The sequence below is a fragment of the Yersinia pekkanenii genome (assembly GCF_001152565.1).
GTDB lineage: Bacteria > Pseudomonadota > Gammaproteobacteria > Enterobacterales > Enterobacteriaceae > Yersinia > Yersinia pekkanenii.
Window position 1 is genome coordinate 17047 of the sequence record NZ_CQAZ01000043.1, and the last position, 16806, is coordinate 33852.

Below are 16806 nucleotides of genomic sequence, written 5' to 3' on the forward strand. Positions count from 1 at the left end.
AGGAAACTCATTGCTGAAATTGATATATTAACAATGTGATATTGCAGATTCTGCAATACTCTTTATTTCTGATGGAATACACTGGGTAATCTCACTCAAGAGGCCGTTTGGTATGGATTTACGTGACCTGAAATTATTCGTACATTTGGCTGAAAGCCGCCATTTTGGCCGCACCGCCAAAGCGATGCACGTTAGTCCATCGACCCTGTCGCGCCAAATTCAGCGGCTGGAAGAGACCATTGGCCAGCCGCTGTTTTTACGTGATAACCGGACGGTACAATTGACTGATGCCGGTACGCAGTTAAAAGCCTTTGCCCAGCAGACGTTGCTGCAATACCAGCAGTTGCTGCATGCCTTAGGGCAACACGGGCCATCGCTAAGTGGCGAACTGCGGCTATTTTGCTCGGTCACTGCCGCTTACAGTCATTTACCTCCTATTCTGGACCGTTTCCGTGCGCGCCACCCTCTGGTTGAAATTAAGCTCACTACCGGTGATGCCGCCGATGCGGTAGATAAAGTGCAATCGAATGAGGCGGATCTCGGCATTGCTGGCCGCCCTGAAGTCCTGCCCACCAGCGTGGCGTTTACCCAGATTGGCGAGATACCGTTGGTTTTGATTGCCCCAGCGCTACCTTGTGCGGTGCGGGAATTAGTGTCTGCGGAGCAGCCAGATTGGGCCAATATTCCGTTTATTCTGCCGGAGCACGGCCCATCACGAAAACGCATTGATTTGTGGTTCCGCCGTCAGCGCATCACCAACCCATTAATTTACGCCACGGTTTCCGGTCATGAAGCCATTGTATCGATGGTCGCATTAGGCTGTGGTGTGGCACTGATCCCGTCAGTGGTGGTAGACAACAGTCCGGAACCGGTGAGAAACCGTATTTCTCTGTTGGATGATATTTCGCTAGTTGAACCCTTTGAATTGGGGGTTTGCGTACCGAAAAAACGGCTCAATGAGCCGTTGATCGAAGCATTTTGGGGGCTATTGTAGCCCCAACTAATATGCAAGCGGTCCTTTGGACGCATAATTCAACATGGGAACAAGTGAGCGAACATTATTAAATCCATTATTGGGAATTGTCGCTGCATCACAAACAAGTTCGGTGTTTGCAAAGCTATTCATTGATGTTGCCAGTTGGCTGGTATCAGTAATAAAACGCCCATCAGGACGCACAGATTGAGTATTAACAGGTATCAACATTTCGGCTGGTGCTATTGATTCACTCATAGATAAACCCCGCTATACCCGTCGCCCTTCAAGATGTAGGAGTACTGCCTGGCTGCATCTCAAAGTAACTTGGGTATATATTATTTTTAGATTAAATAACGCCAGAAAAGCCAGAGTCATTCAATCGCTCAACAAGCTATTACGACACTATTCATCTGGATTAACAGTGTCATAATTATATTACGCTGTAATAACACCGAGTTTTATTTATAAAACTTATTTTTGAGAGTTTATAAGAAGATAAATACAATTAAATCAGGGATTATTAGCCCTGATTTAATTGTCGCTAATACGCATTCACTGCCACTTCACGTGCAAAAAGCTCAGCCCGCTAAAAAGAACTTAAACGCCGGGTTGTCAGTTTCATCGTGGCAATCGTAGCCCAGTGCGGTTAGATGCCGTTCAAACTGTGGCTCAGACGCCGACAGCTCAAACCCTGCCAATACCCGGCCAAAATCTGTACCGTGGCTACGATAGTGGAACAAAGAGATATTCCAATGCGTACCTAAAGTATGCAGGAATTTCAGCAATGCACCCGGTGATTCGGGGAATTCAAAGCTGAACAACCGCTCACATAGTGGCTTAGATGGACGTCCGCCGACCATATAACGCACGTGCAACTTGGCCATCTCATCATCAGATAGATCCACCACCTGATAACCTTTTTCCTGTAACTCGGCCAGGATCTCCGCCCGCTCGGCATAACCGCGCGTCAAACGGACTCCGACAAAAATACAGGCATTATCGGCATCCGCATAGCGGTAGTTAAATTCAGTAACCGGACGGTCGCCCAGCAGCTTACAAAAACGCAGGAAACTGCCTTTTTCTTCGGGGATGGTCACGGCCAGCAAGGCTTCGCGTTGCTCACCTAGCTCACAGCGCTCTGAGACATAGCGCAGACCGTGGAAATTGACGTTAGCACCGGAAAGCACATGGGCCAAACGTTCGCCTTGAATATTATGCTGCTGAACATACTTTTTCAGGCCCGCCAACGCCAAGGCACCAGACGGCTCGGCAATGGCGCGCACATCTTCAAATATGTCTTTTACTGCCGCACAAATGGCATCGCTATCGACGGTGATCACTTCGTCCAGATATTCCTGGCACAGGCGGAAAGGTTCGTCGCCAATGCGCTTAACCGCGACACCTTCGGCGAATAACCCGACACGGGCCAGATCAACCGGCTTACCTGCATTCAGTGCAGCACGTAAACAGGCGGAATCTTCGGCTTCAACCCCAATCACTTTAATATGTGGCATCAGTTGCTTGATAAGTACCGCCACACCGGCTACCAGGCCACCGCCACCGACTGGGACAAAGACTCTGTCAAGGTGTGCGTCTTGCTGGAGCAACTCCATCGCCAATGTTCCCTGCCCGGCGATAACGGCCGGATGGTCAAACGGCGGTATAAAGGTATAACCCTGCTGTTGCGACAACTCGATAGCTTTGCCTTTGGCTTCATCGAAATTGGCTCCGAACAGCAGCACCTCGCCACCAAAACCGCGCACCGCATCCACTTTGATGTCAGCGGTTGCTACCGGCATCACAATCAGCGCCCTTAGCCCCAGTTTGCTGGCCGATAGCGCCACACCCTGCGCATGGTTACCGGCAGAGGCCGTTATCACACCACAGGCTTTTTGCTCCGCTGTCAGACCGGCCAACATTGTATAGGCACCACGCAGTTTAAAACTATGCACCGGCTGGCGGTCTTCGCGTTTCACCAAAATGGTATTACCCAAGCGGGAGGAGATTTTTTCCATCACTTGCAGTGGGGTGACTTGCGCCACCTCATACACCGGTGCGCGCAATATCGCCCGCAGATATTCTGCCCCGCAGGGGGCAGCAGATAAGGGTTGTGATACCGCCATGGGTATTAGCCTCCCAGCTTACTTTTATCGCGCACAGCACCTTTGTCAGCGCTGGTTGCCAATAGGGCATAAGCGCGTAGGGCATAGGAAACCTGACGTACACGGGCTTTAGGCGACCAGGCGGTATCGCCACGGGCCTCTTCGGTTTCACGGCGGGCAGCCAGCTCAGATTCACTCACATCCAACACAATGCCGCGGTTCGGGATATCGATATCAATGAAATCGCCGTTCTGCACCAGGCCAATCAGGCCACCACTGGCCGCTTCTGGGGAAACATGACCAATCGACAAACCCGACGTCCCGCCGGAGAAGCGGCCATCCGTTAGCAATGCACAGCTCTTACCCAACCCCATCGATTTCAGATAAGTGGTCGGATATAACATTTCTTGCATCCCCGGCCCGCCTTTCGGCCCTTCGTAACGGATAACAACCACATCACCCGCCACCACTTTGCCGCCAAGAATCGCTTCTACTGCGTCATCCTGACTTTCATACACTTTGGCCGGGCCACGGAAGGTCAGGCTTTCTTTATCCACACCGGCGGTTTTAACAATGCAACCGTTAGCGGCGATATTACCGTACAACACCGCTAAACCGCCGTCTTGGCTGTAGGCATGCTCGCGAGTACGAATACAGCCCTCTTCGCGGTCAGTATCCAGTGATGGGAAGCGGCAATCTTGTGAGAATGCTTTCGTGGTGCGAATACCTGCCGGGCCTGCGGCGTACATCTGCTTAACCCCTTCATCTTTGGTCAGCATTACGTCATAGGCGTCCAGAGTTTGTGTCAGATTCAGCCCCAACACGTTACTTACCTCGCGGTTAAGCAACTCGGCCCGGTCCAACTCGCCTAAAATACCCATCACGCCACCCGCACGGTGCACGTCTTCCATATGATATTTCTGGGTACTTGGTGCCACTTTGCACAAATGTGGTACCTGGCGCGACAGGCGGTCGATATCACTAATATCGAAATCAATCTCCCCTTCCTGCGCCGCTGCCAACAGGTGCAATACCGTGTTGGTGGAGCCGCCCATAGCAATATCCAGCGTCATGGCGTTTTCAAATGCGGCTTTGTTAGCAATGCTGCGCGGTAAGGCACTCACATCATCCTGTTCGTAATAACGCTTGGTCAGCGCAACAATGTGCTTACCGGCATCAAGGAACAGTTGCTTACGGTCAGCATGGGTTGCCAGCAGTGAACCGTTACCCGGCAAGGCCAACCCCAGCGCCTCATTCAGGCAGTTCATCGAGTTGGCAGTAAACATCCCTGAGCAGGAACCACAGGTTGGGCAGGCTGAACGCTCAATCTGTTCACTGTCGGCATCGCTGACATTAGGATTTGCCCCCTGGATCATGGCATCCACCAGATCCAGCTTGATGATTTTATCCGACAGTTTGGTTTTACCGGCTTCCATTGGGCCACCGGATACAAAGATCACCGGAATATTCAGGCGCAGCGCCGCCATCAGCATCCCTGGGGTGATTTTGTCGCAGTTAGAGATACATACCATGGCATCCGCGCAGTGGGCGTTAACCATGTACTCTACGGAGTCGGCGATCAATTCGCGTGAAGGCAGAGAATAGAGCATGCCGCCGTGACCCATCGCGATCCCATCATCCACTGCAATAGTGTTGAACTCTTTCGCCACACCACCAGACGCTTCAATTTGCTCCGCGACCAGTTTTCCTAAGTCGCGCAAATGAACGTGGCCCGGTACAAACTGGGTAAATGAGTTAACCACCGCAATAATCGGTTTGCCGAAGTCATCATCGGTCATACCGGTGGCGCGCCACAGTGCGCGGGCGCCGGCCATATTGCGGCCATGGGTGGTGGTATGGGAACGGTACTTAGGCATTGTCTCTTCACTCCAGTTTTTATTTTGCAAATCAACTCGTTGTTATAAATGCAGTGTCTTGCAAATGATTTTGTGTATGGCAGGTGGCGAACGAACCACCTGCTAATGCTATCTGCTTGTTGTTATTGTGGGTTAACTTGATCCAACCAACCGTACTTATCCTCAGTTTCACCGGTGAACAGGCCGAAGAACGCTTGTTGGATCTTGGTGGTCACCGGGCCACGTTTACCAATACCGACCTGAATACCATCCACGCTGCGCACTGGGGTAATTTCGGCCGCAGTACCGGACATGAACACTTCATCCGCCAGATAGAGAGATTCACGTGACAACACTTGCTCACGCACTTCCAGACCCATGTCTTTCGCCAATTTGATAATCGCGTCACGGGTGATACCTGGCAAGGCGGAAGAGGTAAACGGAGGCGTGAACAGAATACCATCCTTCACTTCAAACAGGTTTTCACCGGCACCTTCAGACAGGAAGCCATGAATATCCAGTGCAATCCCTTCCTGATAACCGTGACGGCGTGCCTCACTGCCCACCAGCAAGGAGGACAGGTAGTTACCACCCGCTTTTGCTGCGGTTGGAATAGTATTTGGTGCCACACGGTTCCATGAAGAGACCATAGCATCAATGCCTTGTTCCAAGGCTTCTGCGCCCAAATAAGCACCCCATGGGAAAGCCGCAATAATCACGTCAGTCTCATAGTCATCTGGCGGGTTCACCCCCATGCCGACATCACCGATAAACACCAACGGACGGATATAAGCACTGGTCAGATTATTTTTACGCAATGTCTCGCGGCAGGCTTCCATCAGCTCATCAACCGACTGGGAAACAGGCATGCGATAAATTTTGGCTGAATCATGCAAGCGCTGCATATGTTCGCGGTGACGGAAAACTACCGGCCCTTTGTGGGATTCGTAGCAACGGACACCTTCGAAGACTGACGTGCCATAGTGTAACGCGTGCGACATCACGTGAACTTTAGCCTCTGCCCACGGAACCATTTCGCCGTTAAACCAAATGTAATCAGCTTTCTTCGTCATTCTTTTCTTTCCTTCTGGCGCATCAGGCGCGTATCTGTAATGTATTAGGTTGTAGGATCTCGACGCAGGCGACATCCATAAGCTTACTCAGCTGTGAAGACAGTAAATCGACAGGTCGCCCGCTGGCAACGGTCAATTCAATATTAATATTCTCGTCATTAGTCATTGGCGACATATTCATAGCACAAACCTGAAAGCCACGGTGCCGCACAACCCGCAATACACGCTCTAACATTTCAGGGCGGAAGCGGGCTTGGATAGAGAGCTGATGTTGCATCATGAGATTTTCTCCAGCATGGTTTCATTACCTGCGCCTGGCGGCACTAACGGCCAAACGTTGTCGAGTTCGTCGATGGAAACCTGGAGCAGATAAGGGCCTTCGCTGTTAAACAGCGTATCCAGAGCAGCGTCGACTTGGTCTTTACGGGTGATACGTTGGCCGGGGATATTGAAAGCACTGGCCAGTGTGATGAAATCGGGGTTATCAGAAAGATTGGTTTCGCTATAACGTCCATCAAAAAACAGTTGCTGCCACTGTCGGACCATACCCAATCGCTGGTTATCCAACAAAATGATTTTCAGCGGTAACTGTTTTCGTTTTATCGTACCCAACTCCTGAACATTCATCATAAACGAACCATCGCCGGAGACACAGATCACCATGTCATCGGGGCGGGCCATTTGTGCCCCAACAGCCGCCGGCACACCAAAACCCATGGTGCCCAGGCCGCTGGAGGTGATGAAATTCTCAGGGCGGGTGAAGTTCATATGTTGCGCCGTCCACATCTGGTGCTGCCCGACATCGGTAGTCACTATCGTCTGCGGGGCTTTACGATCAGAAATCTGCTTCAGTAATAACGGAGCATAAATTGCCTGACCGGGATGGTCATAACGCCAGCTATGCTGCTGTTTTAAGGCCATGACTTCATCGCGCCATGGTTGGATATTCAACGGCTGTTGTAAGGCGGGCAGTAACACTTTCAAATCACCCTGTAATGCAATGTGTACCTGACGCAGTTTACCCAGTTCCGCCGGGTCAATATCCATATGGATAACTTTTGCTTTCGCGGCGAATGTATTCAACTTACCCGTTACGCGGTCATCAAAACGCGCGCCAACTGCGATCAATAGATCACAATCCTGTACCGCGAAGTTCGCTGCTTTGGTGCCATGCATCCCCAGCATCCCCAGATAACAAGGGTGCCCGGTATCCGGTGCGCCTAATCCTTTCAGAGTGGCCACCGCAGGAATGCCAGTTACCTCGATAAAATCGCGTAAGGCAGCAACAGCTTGTGCCATGCCAACACCGCCACCGACATACAGCATCGGCTTTTTGGCCGTCGCCAGCATATCCCAAGCTTGTTGTAACTCAGCGGCAGAATCAATGAGATGTTCTTCCACCGGCATCAGGTGCGGAGTCAACTCACCCACAGCCAACTGAATGTCTTTCGGGATATCGATTAAAACTGGCCCAGGGCGGCCACTGGTAGCAATGGCAAATGCTTCAGCCATAATGCTCGGCAGCGCATCCAATGATTCGACCAGGAAACTGTGTTTGGTACAGGCCAGTGACAAGCCCAACACGTCGATCTCTTGAAACGCGTCGGTACCGATTAAGGCTGAACCCACCTGACCGGTGATCGCAATTACCGGAACAGAGTCTAGCAAAGCATCCGCCAAACCGGTGATCAGATTAGTGGCTCCGGGGCCAGAAGTGGCGATACACACGCCCACTTTGCCAGTTGCGCGCGCATAGCCAATAGCGGCAATGGCGGCACCCTGCTCATGGCGGCAGAGCAAATGCTCGACACCACCATCATATAAGGCATCGTAGACCGGCATAATTGCCCCACCCGGATAGCCAAATACCGTACTAACACCCTGCGCACGTAACGCTTGAACCACCCACTGGGCACCATTCATAGTTATTTCCCCGTACTTTTGCGAGGAAAGCAGAATTTTATTCTGTTGTGCATTTTATGTTCCTCGCGTCTTTTAACGCACTAATAAAAAAACCCCCGGACCTTTCGGTGCGGGGGTTCTCTTGAGATTAAGGCTTGATTTTTATGCCTTTCTTCGTCCAAGTGCAGCCCCGCACGGTGGGATAATAATCACCACCACGCTAATTAGGACTAGCTTAATCACTTGGAAAATCGCTTTCATAATTAGGTTGTTCATCTGTCTAGTGTCGAACGAATACCTACAGAGTTATCACAGTTATTGGTTAGCTGACAATATATATTTAAATTATTATTCTGTGAGCTCGCACACGAAACACCACAAACACATTATTTATCAATCAGTAAAAGCCATATTCGTAGTTTGGCCTTTTTTACGTCCCGCCTCGCAATTTTTAATTGCGATACATCCATTGCAACGAAACATCTCACGCATTATCGCAAACCAAACCTTTTTCTGTGAACTCAAAAAAGGACTGAGGCACTGTGTTGCACTGATAACCGTCGCGGCTATCACACATCTCAACCAGAGCATCCACAAAAAGATGCCCCGCGACCCAAGACGTATTACGGCAAAGGAAAGCATCATGTCATTGGCAACCATTCACACCCGCGCCACCTTGGGTATTCAGGCCCCCCCGGTGACGGTAGAAGTCCATATCAGCAATGGGTTACCGGGGCTGGTATTGGTCGGATTACCGGAAACAACGGTAAAAGAGGCTCGAGATCGGGTTCGTAGTGCATTAATCAATAGCGGCTTCACCTTTCCGGCCAAACGGATCACCGTCAGCCTGGCACCAGCAGATTTACCTAAAGAAGGTAGCCGCTATGACCTGCCTATCGCTTTAGCGATACTGGCCGCTTCAGAACAGATTCCTGCGGATAAATTAACTGACTATGAGTTCTTGGGTGAGTTAGCTCTATCAGGGGCGCTAAGGCGTGTTTGCGGCGCAATTCCAGCCGCACTCGCCAGCAGCCAGTCTCACCGGCAATTAATCCTCCCGGCGGCCAATAATCTTGAGATCGGTTTGCTCCCACGAGGTAACAACTGGGTTGCTGATCATTTATTAGCTGTGTGTGGTTTTTTGCAAGGTGAAAATACCCTCGACCAAGGTCAACCCATGGAGTCTGTTACCGATTGGGATAACCACCTCGACTTGCAAGATATCATCGGACAATCACAGGCTAAGCGCGCATTAGAAATTGCCGCTGCTGGCGGGCATAACCTGCTGTTACTCGGGCCACCAGGGACCGGAAAAACCATGTTGGCAAATCGTTTAACCGGATTGCTACCACCGCTGACAGATCAGGAGGCACTGGAGGCCGCAGCCATTAACGGCTTGCTACACAGTAACGAACTCCCCATCCAATGGCGCTGCCGGGCTTTTCGCGCGCCACATCACAGCGCATCGATGGCAGCACTGGTTGGTGGTGGCTCCATTCCCCGTCCCGGTGAAATATCTCTGGCGCACAATGGTGTACTGTTTCTGGATGAATTACCTGAGTTTGAACGGCGGGGCTTGGATTCACTGCGCGAGCCACTGGAATCAGGCGAAATTATTATTTCCCGCGCAGCCGCTAAAGTTTGCTTTCCGGCTAGAGTACAGCTTATCGCCGCAATGAACCCCAGCCCCAGTGGCCATTATCAAGGTGTCCATAACCGAACACCCCCACAGCAAGTTCTACGCTATCTGGCAAAACTATCAGGCCCGTTTCTGGATAGATTTGATTTATCGATAGAAGTGCCATTACTGCCTGCGGGCATGTTAAGTGCTCAGAAAAACCAAGGAGAAAATAGCCAGACAGTCAGGCAACGGGTATTGCAGGCGAGGCAAAGGCAATTGGACAGAGCGGGGAAGATAAATACTCGACTTAGCAGCCAAGATATTGCCGAGCATTGCTATTTAACCCCAGAGAATGCCGCCTTTCTGGAACAAGTTCTGCTGACATTGGGTCTGTCAGTGCGCACCTGGCACCATATTTTAAAAGTAGCACGGACTATTGCCGATCTGGCTCAGGAAAATAATATCCAAAGGAGTCATATTTCAGAGGCGCTGAGCTATCGTTGTATGGATCGGCTGCTTTTGCAATTGCATAAGAGCCTGATGTGAAGAAAGGGTAAAAAAACAAAGGGGGGCAGAAGCCCCCGTAATACTATACCCAAAGCACTTGGAGCCGCAGGTAGGCAGCCAGCAAACACATCCCGATGAGCTTACTCAAGTAAGTGATTCGGGTAAGTGCGCGCCGCTAATACCCCTGCGATTTCAAGCATGAAAGGTAGGGGGATTAATCGTCGCTATCGGTATAATCTTCCACCGCATCCATCTGCGGCTTACCGCCTGACAAGGTGTGGAAACGTTTAGGCCGACGAGTCCGGGTCACATATTTGGACCAGACTTTCTCCTCGACACTGACCGGTTCACGCTCGCCGCGACAAACAGCAACAAACAGCTGTTCTTCTTCCGTTACAGGCTGGCGTTTCCCGAGATCGAGTTCGTTAAAGGCATAGCCATGGCGCTCTAGTAATTGCGCCTCTTTAATGGTGAAATCACCGTGACGCGAGAACCCGCGAGGATAATGTTTATTATCAAAAAAACGATTGGTCGTGATGAAGCTATCCGCCATCTGACACGCTCCTAATTCTCTCATGGTCGTGCTGTTTATGGCGCGGAGTATTAGATAGGCTTGACATCGTGTAAAACAAAAAATTTAAATCGTAACGATAAAAAAAATTGGAGATGGTGTGGATATCGAATTACTGAAAACCTTTTTGGAGGTCAGTAGAACTCGCCACTTTGGTCGCGCAGCTGAATCTTTGTACTTAACGCAGTCGGCGGTAAGTTTTCGTATCCGTCAGTTGGAACATCAACTAGGTGCAAATTTATTCACTCGTCATCGCAATAATATTCGTCTGACCCCTGCGGGGGAACGAATGGTCTCTTACGCTGAAACCCTACTGAGCACCTGGCAGTTGGCAAAAAGAGAGGTCGCTCACACACTACAGCACACCGAGTTGTCCATCGGTGCAACCGCTTCGTTGTGGGAAGCGTATCTCACTCCGTGGTTGCAACAATTATACAAACAGCGAGAGGCATTACGCCTTGAGGCGCGCATTGCACTTCGGCAATCGCTGGTGAAACAGTTGCACGAGCGGCAACTGGATTTATTGATAACAACCGAATCCCCTAAAATGGATGAACTGGCAAGCCAACTGTTAGGGCATTTTTCGCTGAGGTTGTTCTCATCGACACCCTCTGATTTACCAAAAGAAACTGACGCCGAAACCGAGCATAAAAATGCAAATGAGGCACCTTATATCAAGCTTGAGTGGGGAGCTGATTTCCATCCGCAAGAAAATCGATTATTTGAGAGTGAGCAGATGCCGGTACTGACGACCACCTCGGCCCATTTAACCCGGCAACTATTAGAAAGTACCGGTGGTTGTGCTTTCCTGCCTGAGCATTGGCAAAAAGAATACCCTTACCTGAACATTCACACTGAAATAGCCCCTATTGTGCGGCCACTGTATGCCGTTTGGTTGCAAAACAGTGACCAGCAAATATTAATCCGACAACTATTAAAAATACCTATGAATAACGCTACCCAGGACGCTGTACGGGATTAAGCGGCGGTGACTGAGGACGAGATCGTCGGCTCAGATAAAAAGCGCTCATCGCCTTCTGAATTGCAATAAAACTAAATAACAAAATCCCGATAACAATCTTGGTCCACCATGAACTGAGTGTGCCGTCGAAGGTGATGTAGCTCTGTATCAGGCCCTGAATCAAGACACCAAACAGAGTGCCAAAAACGGTCCCGATACCACCAGTCAGTAAGGTGCCACCGATCACTACCGCTGCAATAGCGTCTAACTCAACACCACTGGCCGCTAACGCATAACCGGCTGAAGTGTAGAGCGAGAAAACAATCCCGGACAATGCAGCCAGTGTGCTCGACAACATGTAAATCTTAATCGTAGTCTGCCTAACCGGCACCCCCATCAGCCCGGCAGAAACACTGTTACCACCAATGGCATAGACGTTATGACCAAAGCGTGTCCGATGAGCCAGCAAAATACCAAACACCACAACCATCAACATAATGAAGGCCAGTAACGTAAATCGCCCGCCACCGGGGACTTTCCAGGCATAATTCGCCAGCGTGGCATAAAGTGGATGATCAATGGGAATCGACTCTTCAGAAACGATAAAACTCATACCACGAACAAAGAACATCCCAGCCAGAGTGATAATAAATGCAGGGAGTTTCAGTGAATCAATAATCCACCCCATTAGCGCGCCAAACATCGCGCCCATAATCAATACGATGGCAAAGGCATACACTGGGTGAATACCATAAACTCCGATTAGCTTCGCCAACAATACGCCTGTAAACGCAATTATCGACCCGACAGATAAATCGATGCCTCCTGATAAAATAACGAAAGTCATGCCTACGGCAACAATACCCAGAAAGGCATTATCAGTCAGTAAATCACACCATACCCGGGTGGAAGAAAAACTGGGGAACTGGCTGAGACAGAAAGCATATCCCAGGATAAAAACGGCGATAGTAATCAGCAAAGGAATATTACGCTTTAACATTATTTTCGCCTCTGGAAGATATGCCTCAAGGAAATCATTGGTGACTGAACAATTAAGACTGCTAACACCACAATGGCTTTAAGAACCAGATTAAATTCCGGCTGATAACCTGAAAGTAAAATCCCTGTATTCATCCCTTGAATAATCAAAGCACCAATTACCGAAAGCACAAGGTTAAAACGTCCGCCCATTAAAGATGCACCACCGATCACTACTGCCAAAATTGCGTCCAACTCCAGCCATAAACCGGCATTGTTAGCATCTGCACCACGGATATCTGCGGTCACAATAATACCCGCGACTGCCGCACAGACACCGCAAATCACATAGACAGCGATCAACACCAGACGAGTACTCACGCCAGCATTACGCGCTGAGCGTAAGTTGATACCCACTGACTCAATAAATAGCCCCAGTGCTGTTTTGCGGGTTAATAGCCAAACAATAACCAACATGCTAAAGGCGATAACCACTGACATCGGCAAGTACATCAGCGTACTACCGCCTAACATTGCCAGACCACCGCTATCAAATGTAACAATCTGCCCCTCAGTAATAAGCTGGGCTATTCCACGGCCCGCCACCATTAGCATTAACGTGGCAACAATCGGTTGGATTTGTAATACTGCCACTAAAAAGCCATTCCATAATCCACATAACGCGCCGACGGCAAGGGCCGCGACGAGTACCGTGGGTAATGAATATCCTGCACTGGTCAATGTTGCGGCTGTCGCCCCCGCAATTGCCATCACCGCACCGACCGATAAATCGATGCCACCGGTGGCGATCACTAATGTCATTCCTAGCGCCAATAAAGCAACGGGTGCGCCTCGGTTTAAGATATCAATGACACTGCCAAACAAGCGGCCATCCTGAATATGAATCGAGAAAAAGTGTGGGGCGACCAAACTATCAATCAATAAAATAACAGCCAGAGCACCAAACTGAGTGGCACCTTTCGGTAAGACCCATCTAACTTTGCGCGGTCTTTGCGGCATTGACAGGCTCCTATTTCCCATGAGGTAACTCCTTATTGCACCGCGATCGCCTGCATAATGGCAGGAACGGAAATCTCATCATGACCGAGTTGTGCAATATGCCGACGGTCGCGTAGAACAATGACGCGATCGGCATAACCTGCCAATTCCTCTAATTCGGAAGAGATGATTAACAGCGCCAACCCTTCATCACATAATTTCTCAATCAACCGAATAATTTCAGCATGAGCCCCCACATCAATACCGCGCGTCGGCTCATCTAAAATCAAAAAACGAGGTTTGGTGGCCAGCCAGCGGGCTAATAAAACTTTTTGCTGGTTCCCACCGGAGAGATACTGAATTTGTTGCTCAGGGCCTGGAGTACGAATACCCAATTGCTGGATGAAATCCTCAGCAATCTGAGTTTGTTCACGCATTGAAAGCGGCCTTAACCACCCACGCTGTGCCTGTAGGGCCAGGATAATATTTTCCCGCACCGTTGCAGCACCGATAATACCGTCAGTTTTGCGATCTTCCGGACAATAACCAAAACCGAGTTTCGATGCTTTACGCGGTGTTCTGATTTTAACCGGCTTACCTTGTATTTTGGCCTCTCCGGTATCAGGCGTGGTTACACCGAAAATTAACTGTGCAGTTTCGGTACGCCCAGAGCCTAATAACCCCGCCAATCCGACAATCTCACCGGGGGAAACCGACAAATCAAAACTCTCTACTACACCCCGCCGACCATAGTTTTTAAATTCAACCAGTGGGTTGCTTGCGACAATATTATGTTCACCACGTTTCAGTAATTGCTCATCAAAGCTATGGCCCAGCATCATCTGAACCAATTCGATACGGGGAAGTTCTGCTGCAGTTTTAGTACCGACAAGTTTGCCATTACGCAAAACCGTAATGCGATCGCTGATCCGATAGACCTGATCGAGGAAATGGGTCACAAACACCATGCCAATACCTTGGTCCCGCAACTGACGGAGAATATCCAATAACATACTGACTTCTTTGGCATCTAAACTTGCCGTCGGCTCATCCAAAATCAGCACCTTCGCTGACAGATCAACCGCTCGAGCAATTGCGACTATTTGTTGTATTGCAATAGAAAAGTTAGCTAAAGGCTGCTGAACATCGAATGTCAGGCCATAGCCAGTCAGCAGTTTCTCTGCCTGTTGGTTCATCGTGCGGTGATCAATTAACCCCCAACGTAATGGCTCACGACCAATGAATAGATTTGCCGCAACCGATATATTGGGCAGTAAATTGACCTCTTGATAAACGGTACCAATCCCCATTTTTTGAGCATCAGCAGTATCAATGGGACAAATCGCCTTGCCATCTAAATAAACTTCACCGGCGGCTCGTTTATAAACCCCAGTTAGCGCTTTAATTAATGTTGATTTTCCGGCGCCATTTTCTCCCAATAGTGCAACAACCTCACCGCGATGTAGAGAAAAATCCACGGAGTCCAATGCCTTAACACCAGGAAATTCAACCGACAAGCCACGGACTTCTAGCAGTGTTTCCATCAGATGTACCCACGTTCAAAAACGACTCAAATATTGCCCAAATACAGGTGACGAAAGTAGGCGGGGCAACCCCGCCTTTTGAATCAATAACCAAGGCTCTTCTTAGATTCATATTCCTGTTTAGCTGTATCTGACTGCAACAGGCGGGATTCTGTCTGGATAAATTTAGGAGGTTGAGTGCCGTCTTTCTTCAACGCAATTAATGCGTCGAAAGCAGGACCGGCCATATTTGGCGTTAATTCAACAGTAGCGTTTGCTTCACCGTTACTCATGGCTTTGAAAATATCAGGAACACCGTCGATAGAAACGATTTTGATTTCTGAACCAGGCTTCAAACCAGCTTCTTTAATGGCTTGAATGGCACCAATCGCCATATCATCGTTATGTGCATAGACAGCGCAGATATTCTTACCGTTTTGCTCCGCTTTAATGAAGCTTTCCATTACCTCTTTACCTTTACTACGGGTGAAATCCCCTGATTGAGAACGGATTATTTTCACATTAGGTGCCGAGGCTATCCCGTCAGCAAAACCTTTCTTACGGTTAATTGCCACACTGGAGCCAACGGTGCCTTGCAGTTCAACCACGTTACAAGGTTTACCTGCCACATCTTTCAGTAGCCACTCTCCTGCAACCTTACCTTCATATACGCTGTCTGAAGCCACTGCTGCGGTATATAAAGAGGGGTCATTCACCTCAATCATACGGTCAAGTAGGAAGACTGGGATTTTGGCTTCTTTCGCTTCCTGTAAAACTGGAGTCCAACCAGTCGCAACTACAGGGGCAATAAAAATGGCATCAACACCCTGAGCGATAAACGATCTCACCGCTTTAATTTGGTTTTCTTGTTTTTGTTGAGCATCCGCAATTTTTAATGTAATTCCGCGTTTTTCCGCCTCTTGTTTAGCAACCTTAGTTTCCGCAGAGCGCCAACCGGACTCTGAACCTATTTGAGAAAACCCCACGACTAACGGAGCTGCCTGGACTGCACTACACATTGCCGCTGTGACAGCTGCTGCTAACAGTAAACGCCTGTACATATTTCTCTCCTCACTTGTCATCGTCGAGCCGCTGACTCATTACCATTCCGAAGAACAGTTAAAAAGATCACTCAGGACATTGATTGCCCTGAACCTCGGCTAATTTGCAGATAATGTCGTTCTAAAAGCACATGATGTTTTTTTAAGGTGAGCTTCCTGATCGCTAAAATGTTAATTAGTTTTAGTACATTTTGTGAAAGTAATAATGAGCAACGTCACATCACAGAATAACAATCGCTTTGTACATAAATTCAGCCAAATAGGTCTGTTTTGGGAACGTTACCTTTTAAGATTTTGTCGGGATTATAAAAAATAAATGTTACTAACATCGGTTTATGATCGAGCGAGGGATATTTTTTGAATCGATGAAATGGATTAAAAGTATGAAGTGAATATATAGGGATAAATACCAGAATAGGAGTAAAGAGAAAGGTAAAAACATACGGAAAGGGTACGAAAAACAGACTAAATGGCAGTTTTTTGTCATAAAAAAACCCTTCGTTTTCACGAAGGGTTATTTATATGGCAGGGGCGGAGAGACTCGAACTCGCGACACCCGGTTTTGGAGACCGGTGCTCTACCAACTGAGCTACGCCCCTAAATTACGCTTAACATTATGCCTGCTAAGATAAGCAGGCATAATTTAAATAAGTGGCGGAACGGACGGGGCTCGAAC

15 protein-coding genes and 1 tRNA gene are annotated in these 16806 nt (G+C 49.0%); 3 read left to right on the plus strand and 13 right to left on the minus strand.

The window, feature by feature from the left end; genetic code table 11:
* Positions 1-112 precede the first annotated feature (112 nt).
* Positions 113-994, plus strand: a complete 882-nt coding sequence (ilvY, locus tag AEP37_RS18145) for an HTH-type transcriptional activator IlvY (RefSeq protein ID WP_049614668.1) — start codon at positions 113-115, stop codon at positions 992-994.
* A 6-nt stretch (positions 995-1000) separates the two neighbouring features.
* Here the strand turns inward: ilvY and AEP37_RS18150 are convergent, their stop codons facing one another.
* The 7 genes from AEP37_RS18150 to ilvL form a co-directional block, all read right to left on the minus strand.
* Positions 1001-1231 carry a hypothetical protein gene (locus AEP37_RS18150; RefSeq protein WP_049614669.1) on the minus strand — a complete coding sequence of 77 codons (231 nt, stop codon included), beginning with the start codon at positions 1229-1231 and terminating at the stop codon, positions 1001-1003.
* 323 nt (positions 1232-1554) lie between these two features.
* The gene (ilvA, locus tag AEP37_RS18155; protein ID WP_049614670.1) at positions 1555-3099 is read right to left on the minus strand and encodes a threonine ammonia-lyase, biosynthetic; all 1545 of its coding nucleotides are present in this window, start codon (positions 3097-3099) and stop codon (positions 1555-1557) included.
* A gap of 5 nt (positions 3100-3104) precedes the next feature.
* On the minus strand, positions 3105-4955 hold the full coding sequence (gene ilvD / locus AEP37_RS18160; RefSeq protein WP_049614671.1) for a dihydroxy-acid dehydratase: 1851 nt from the start codon (positions 4953-4955) through the stop codon (positions 3105-3107).
* A 122-nt stretch (positions 4956-5077) separates the two neighbouring features.
* Complete coding sequence (locus AEP37_RS18165; protein WP_049614672.1) at positions 5078-6007, minus strand: branched-chain amino acid transaminase; 930 nt, start codon at positions 6005-6007, stop codon at positions 5078-5080.
* Between the two features lie 22 nt (positions 6008-6029).
* Positions 6030-6287 (minus strand): acetolactate synthase 2 small subunit, encoded by a 258-nt coding sequence (gene ilvM / locus AEP37_RS18170; RefSeq protein ID WP_049614673.1) that lies wholly within the window; start codon positions 6285-6287, stop codon positions 6030-6032.
* Positions 6284-7930, minus strand: coding sequence for an acetolactate synthase 2 catalytic subunit (ilvG, locus tag AEP37_RS18175; protein WP_049614674.1), 1647 nt, complete (start codon positions 7928-7930; stop codon positions 6284-6286). The genes ilvM and ilvG overlap by 4 nt, the downstream gene beginning before the upstream one ends.
* A 141-nt stretch (positions 7931-8071) precedes the next feature.
* Entirely contained in the window at positions 8072-8170 is a 99-nt protein-coding gene (gene ilvL / locus AEP37_RS25140; RefSeq protein WP_072086346.1) for an ilv operon leader peptide, read from the minus strand.
* 382 nt (positions 8171-8552) lie between these two features.
* Here ilvL and AEP37_RS18185 point away from each other — a divergent pair, with 382 nt between their 5' ends.
* Positions 8553-10076, plus strand: a complete 1524-nt coding sequence (locus tag AEP37_RS18185) for a YifB family Mg chelatase-like AAA ATPase (RefSeq protein WP_049614676.1) — start codon at positions 8553-8555, stop codon at positions 10074-10076.
* Between the two features lie 175 nt (positions 10077-10251).
* Here the strand turns inward: AEP37_RS18185 and AEP37_RS18190 are convergent, their stop codons facing one another.
* Positions 10252-10590: a DUF413 domain-containing protein gene (locus tag AEP37_RS18190; protein WP_049563043.1), complete on the minus strand. Its 339-nt coding sequence runs from the start codon at positions 10588-10590 to the stop codon at positions 10252-10254.
* 118 nt (positions 10591-10708) lie between these two features.
* On the opposite strand from AEP37_RS18190, the gene hdfR reads away from it, so the two are divergent.
* On the plus strand, positions 10709-11590 hold the full coding sequence (gene hdfR / locus AEP37_RS18195) for an HTH-type transcriptional regulator HdfR (protein WP_049614677.1): 882 nt from the start codon (positions 10709-10711) through the stop codon (positions 11588-11590).
* Here the strand turns inward: hdfR and yjfF are convergent.
* From yjfF to AEP37_RS18220, 5 genes are all read right to left on the minus strand, one after another.
* Positions 11565-12569: a galactofuranose ABC transporter, permease protein YjfF gene (gene yjfF, locus AEP37_RS18200; RefSeq protein ID WP_049614678.1), complete on the minus strand. Its 1005-nt coding sequence runs from the start codon at positions 12567-12569 to the stop codon at positions 11565-11567. The genes hdfR and yjfF overlap by 26 nt on opposite strands.
* Positions 12569-13588: a galactofuranose ABC transporter, ATP-binding protein YtfT gene (gene ytfT / locus AEP37_RS18205; RefSeq protein WP_082170856.1), complete on the minus strand. Its 1020-nt coding sequence runs from the start codon at positions 13586-13588 to the stop codon at positions 12569-12571. Before ytfT ends, yjfF begins: the two co-directional genes overlap by 1 nt.
* 11 nt (positions 13589-13599) lie before the next feature.
* Positions 13600-15090, minus strand: coding sequence for a galactofuranose ABC transporter, ATP-binding protein YtfR (ytfR, locus tag AEP37_RS18210; RefSeq protein WP_049614680.1), 1491 nt, complete (start codon positions 15088-15090; stop codon positions 13600-13602).
* Between the two features lie 83 nt (positions 15091-15173).
* Positions 15174-16130 (minus strand): galactofuranose ABC transporter, galactofuranose-binding protein YtfQ, encoded by a 957-nt coding sequence (gene ytfQ / locus AEP37_RS18215; protein WP_049614681.1) that lies wholly within the window; start codon positions 16128-16130, stop codon positions 15174-15176.
* Positions 16131-16653: 523 nt separating this feature from the next.
* Positions 16654-16729, minus strand: a tRNA-Trp gene (locus tag AEP37_RS18220).
* Positions 16730-16806: the final 77 nt, after the last annotated feature.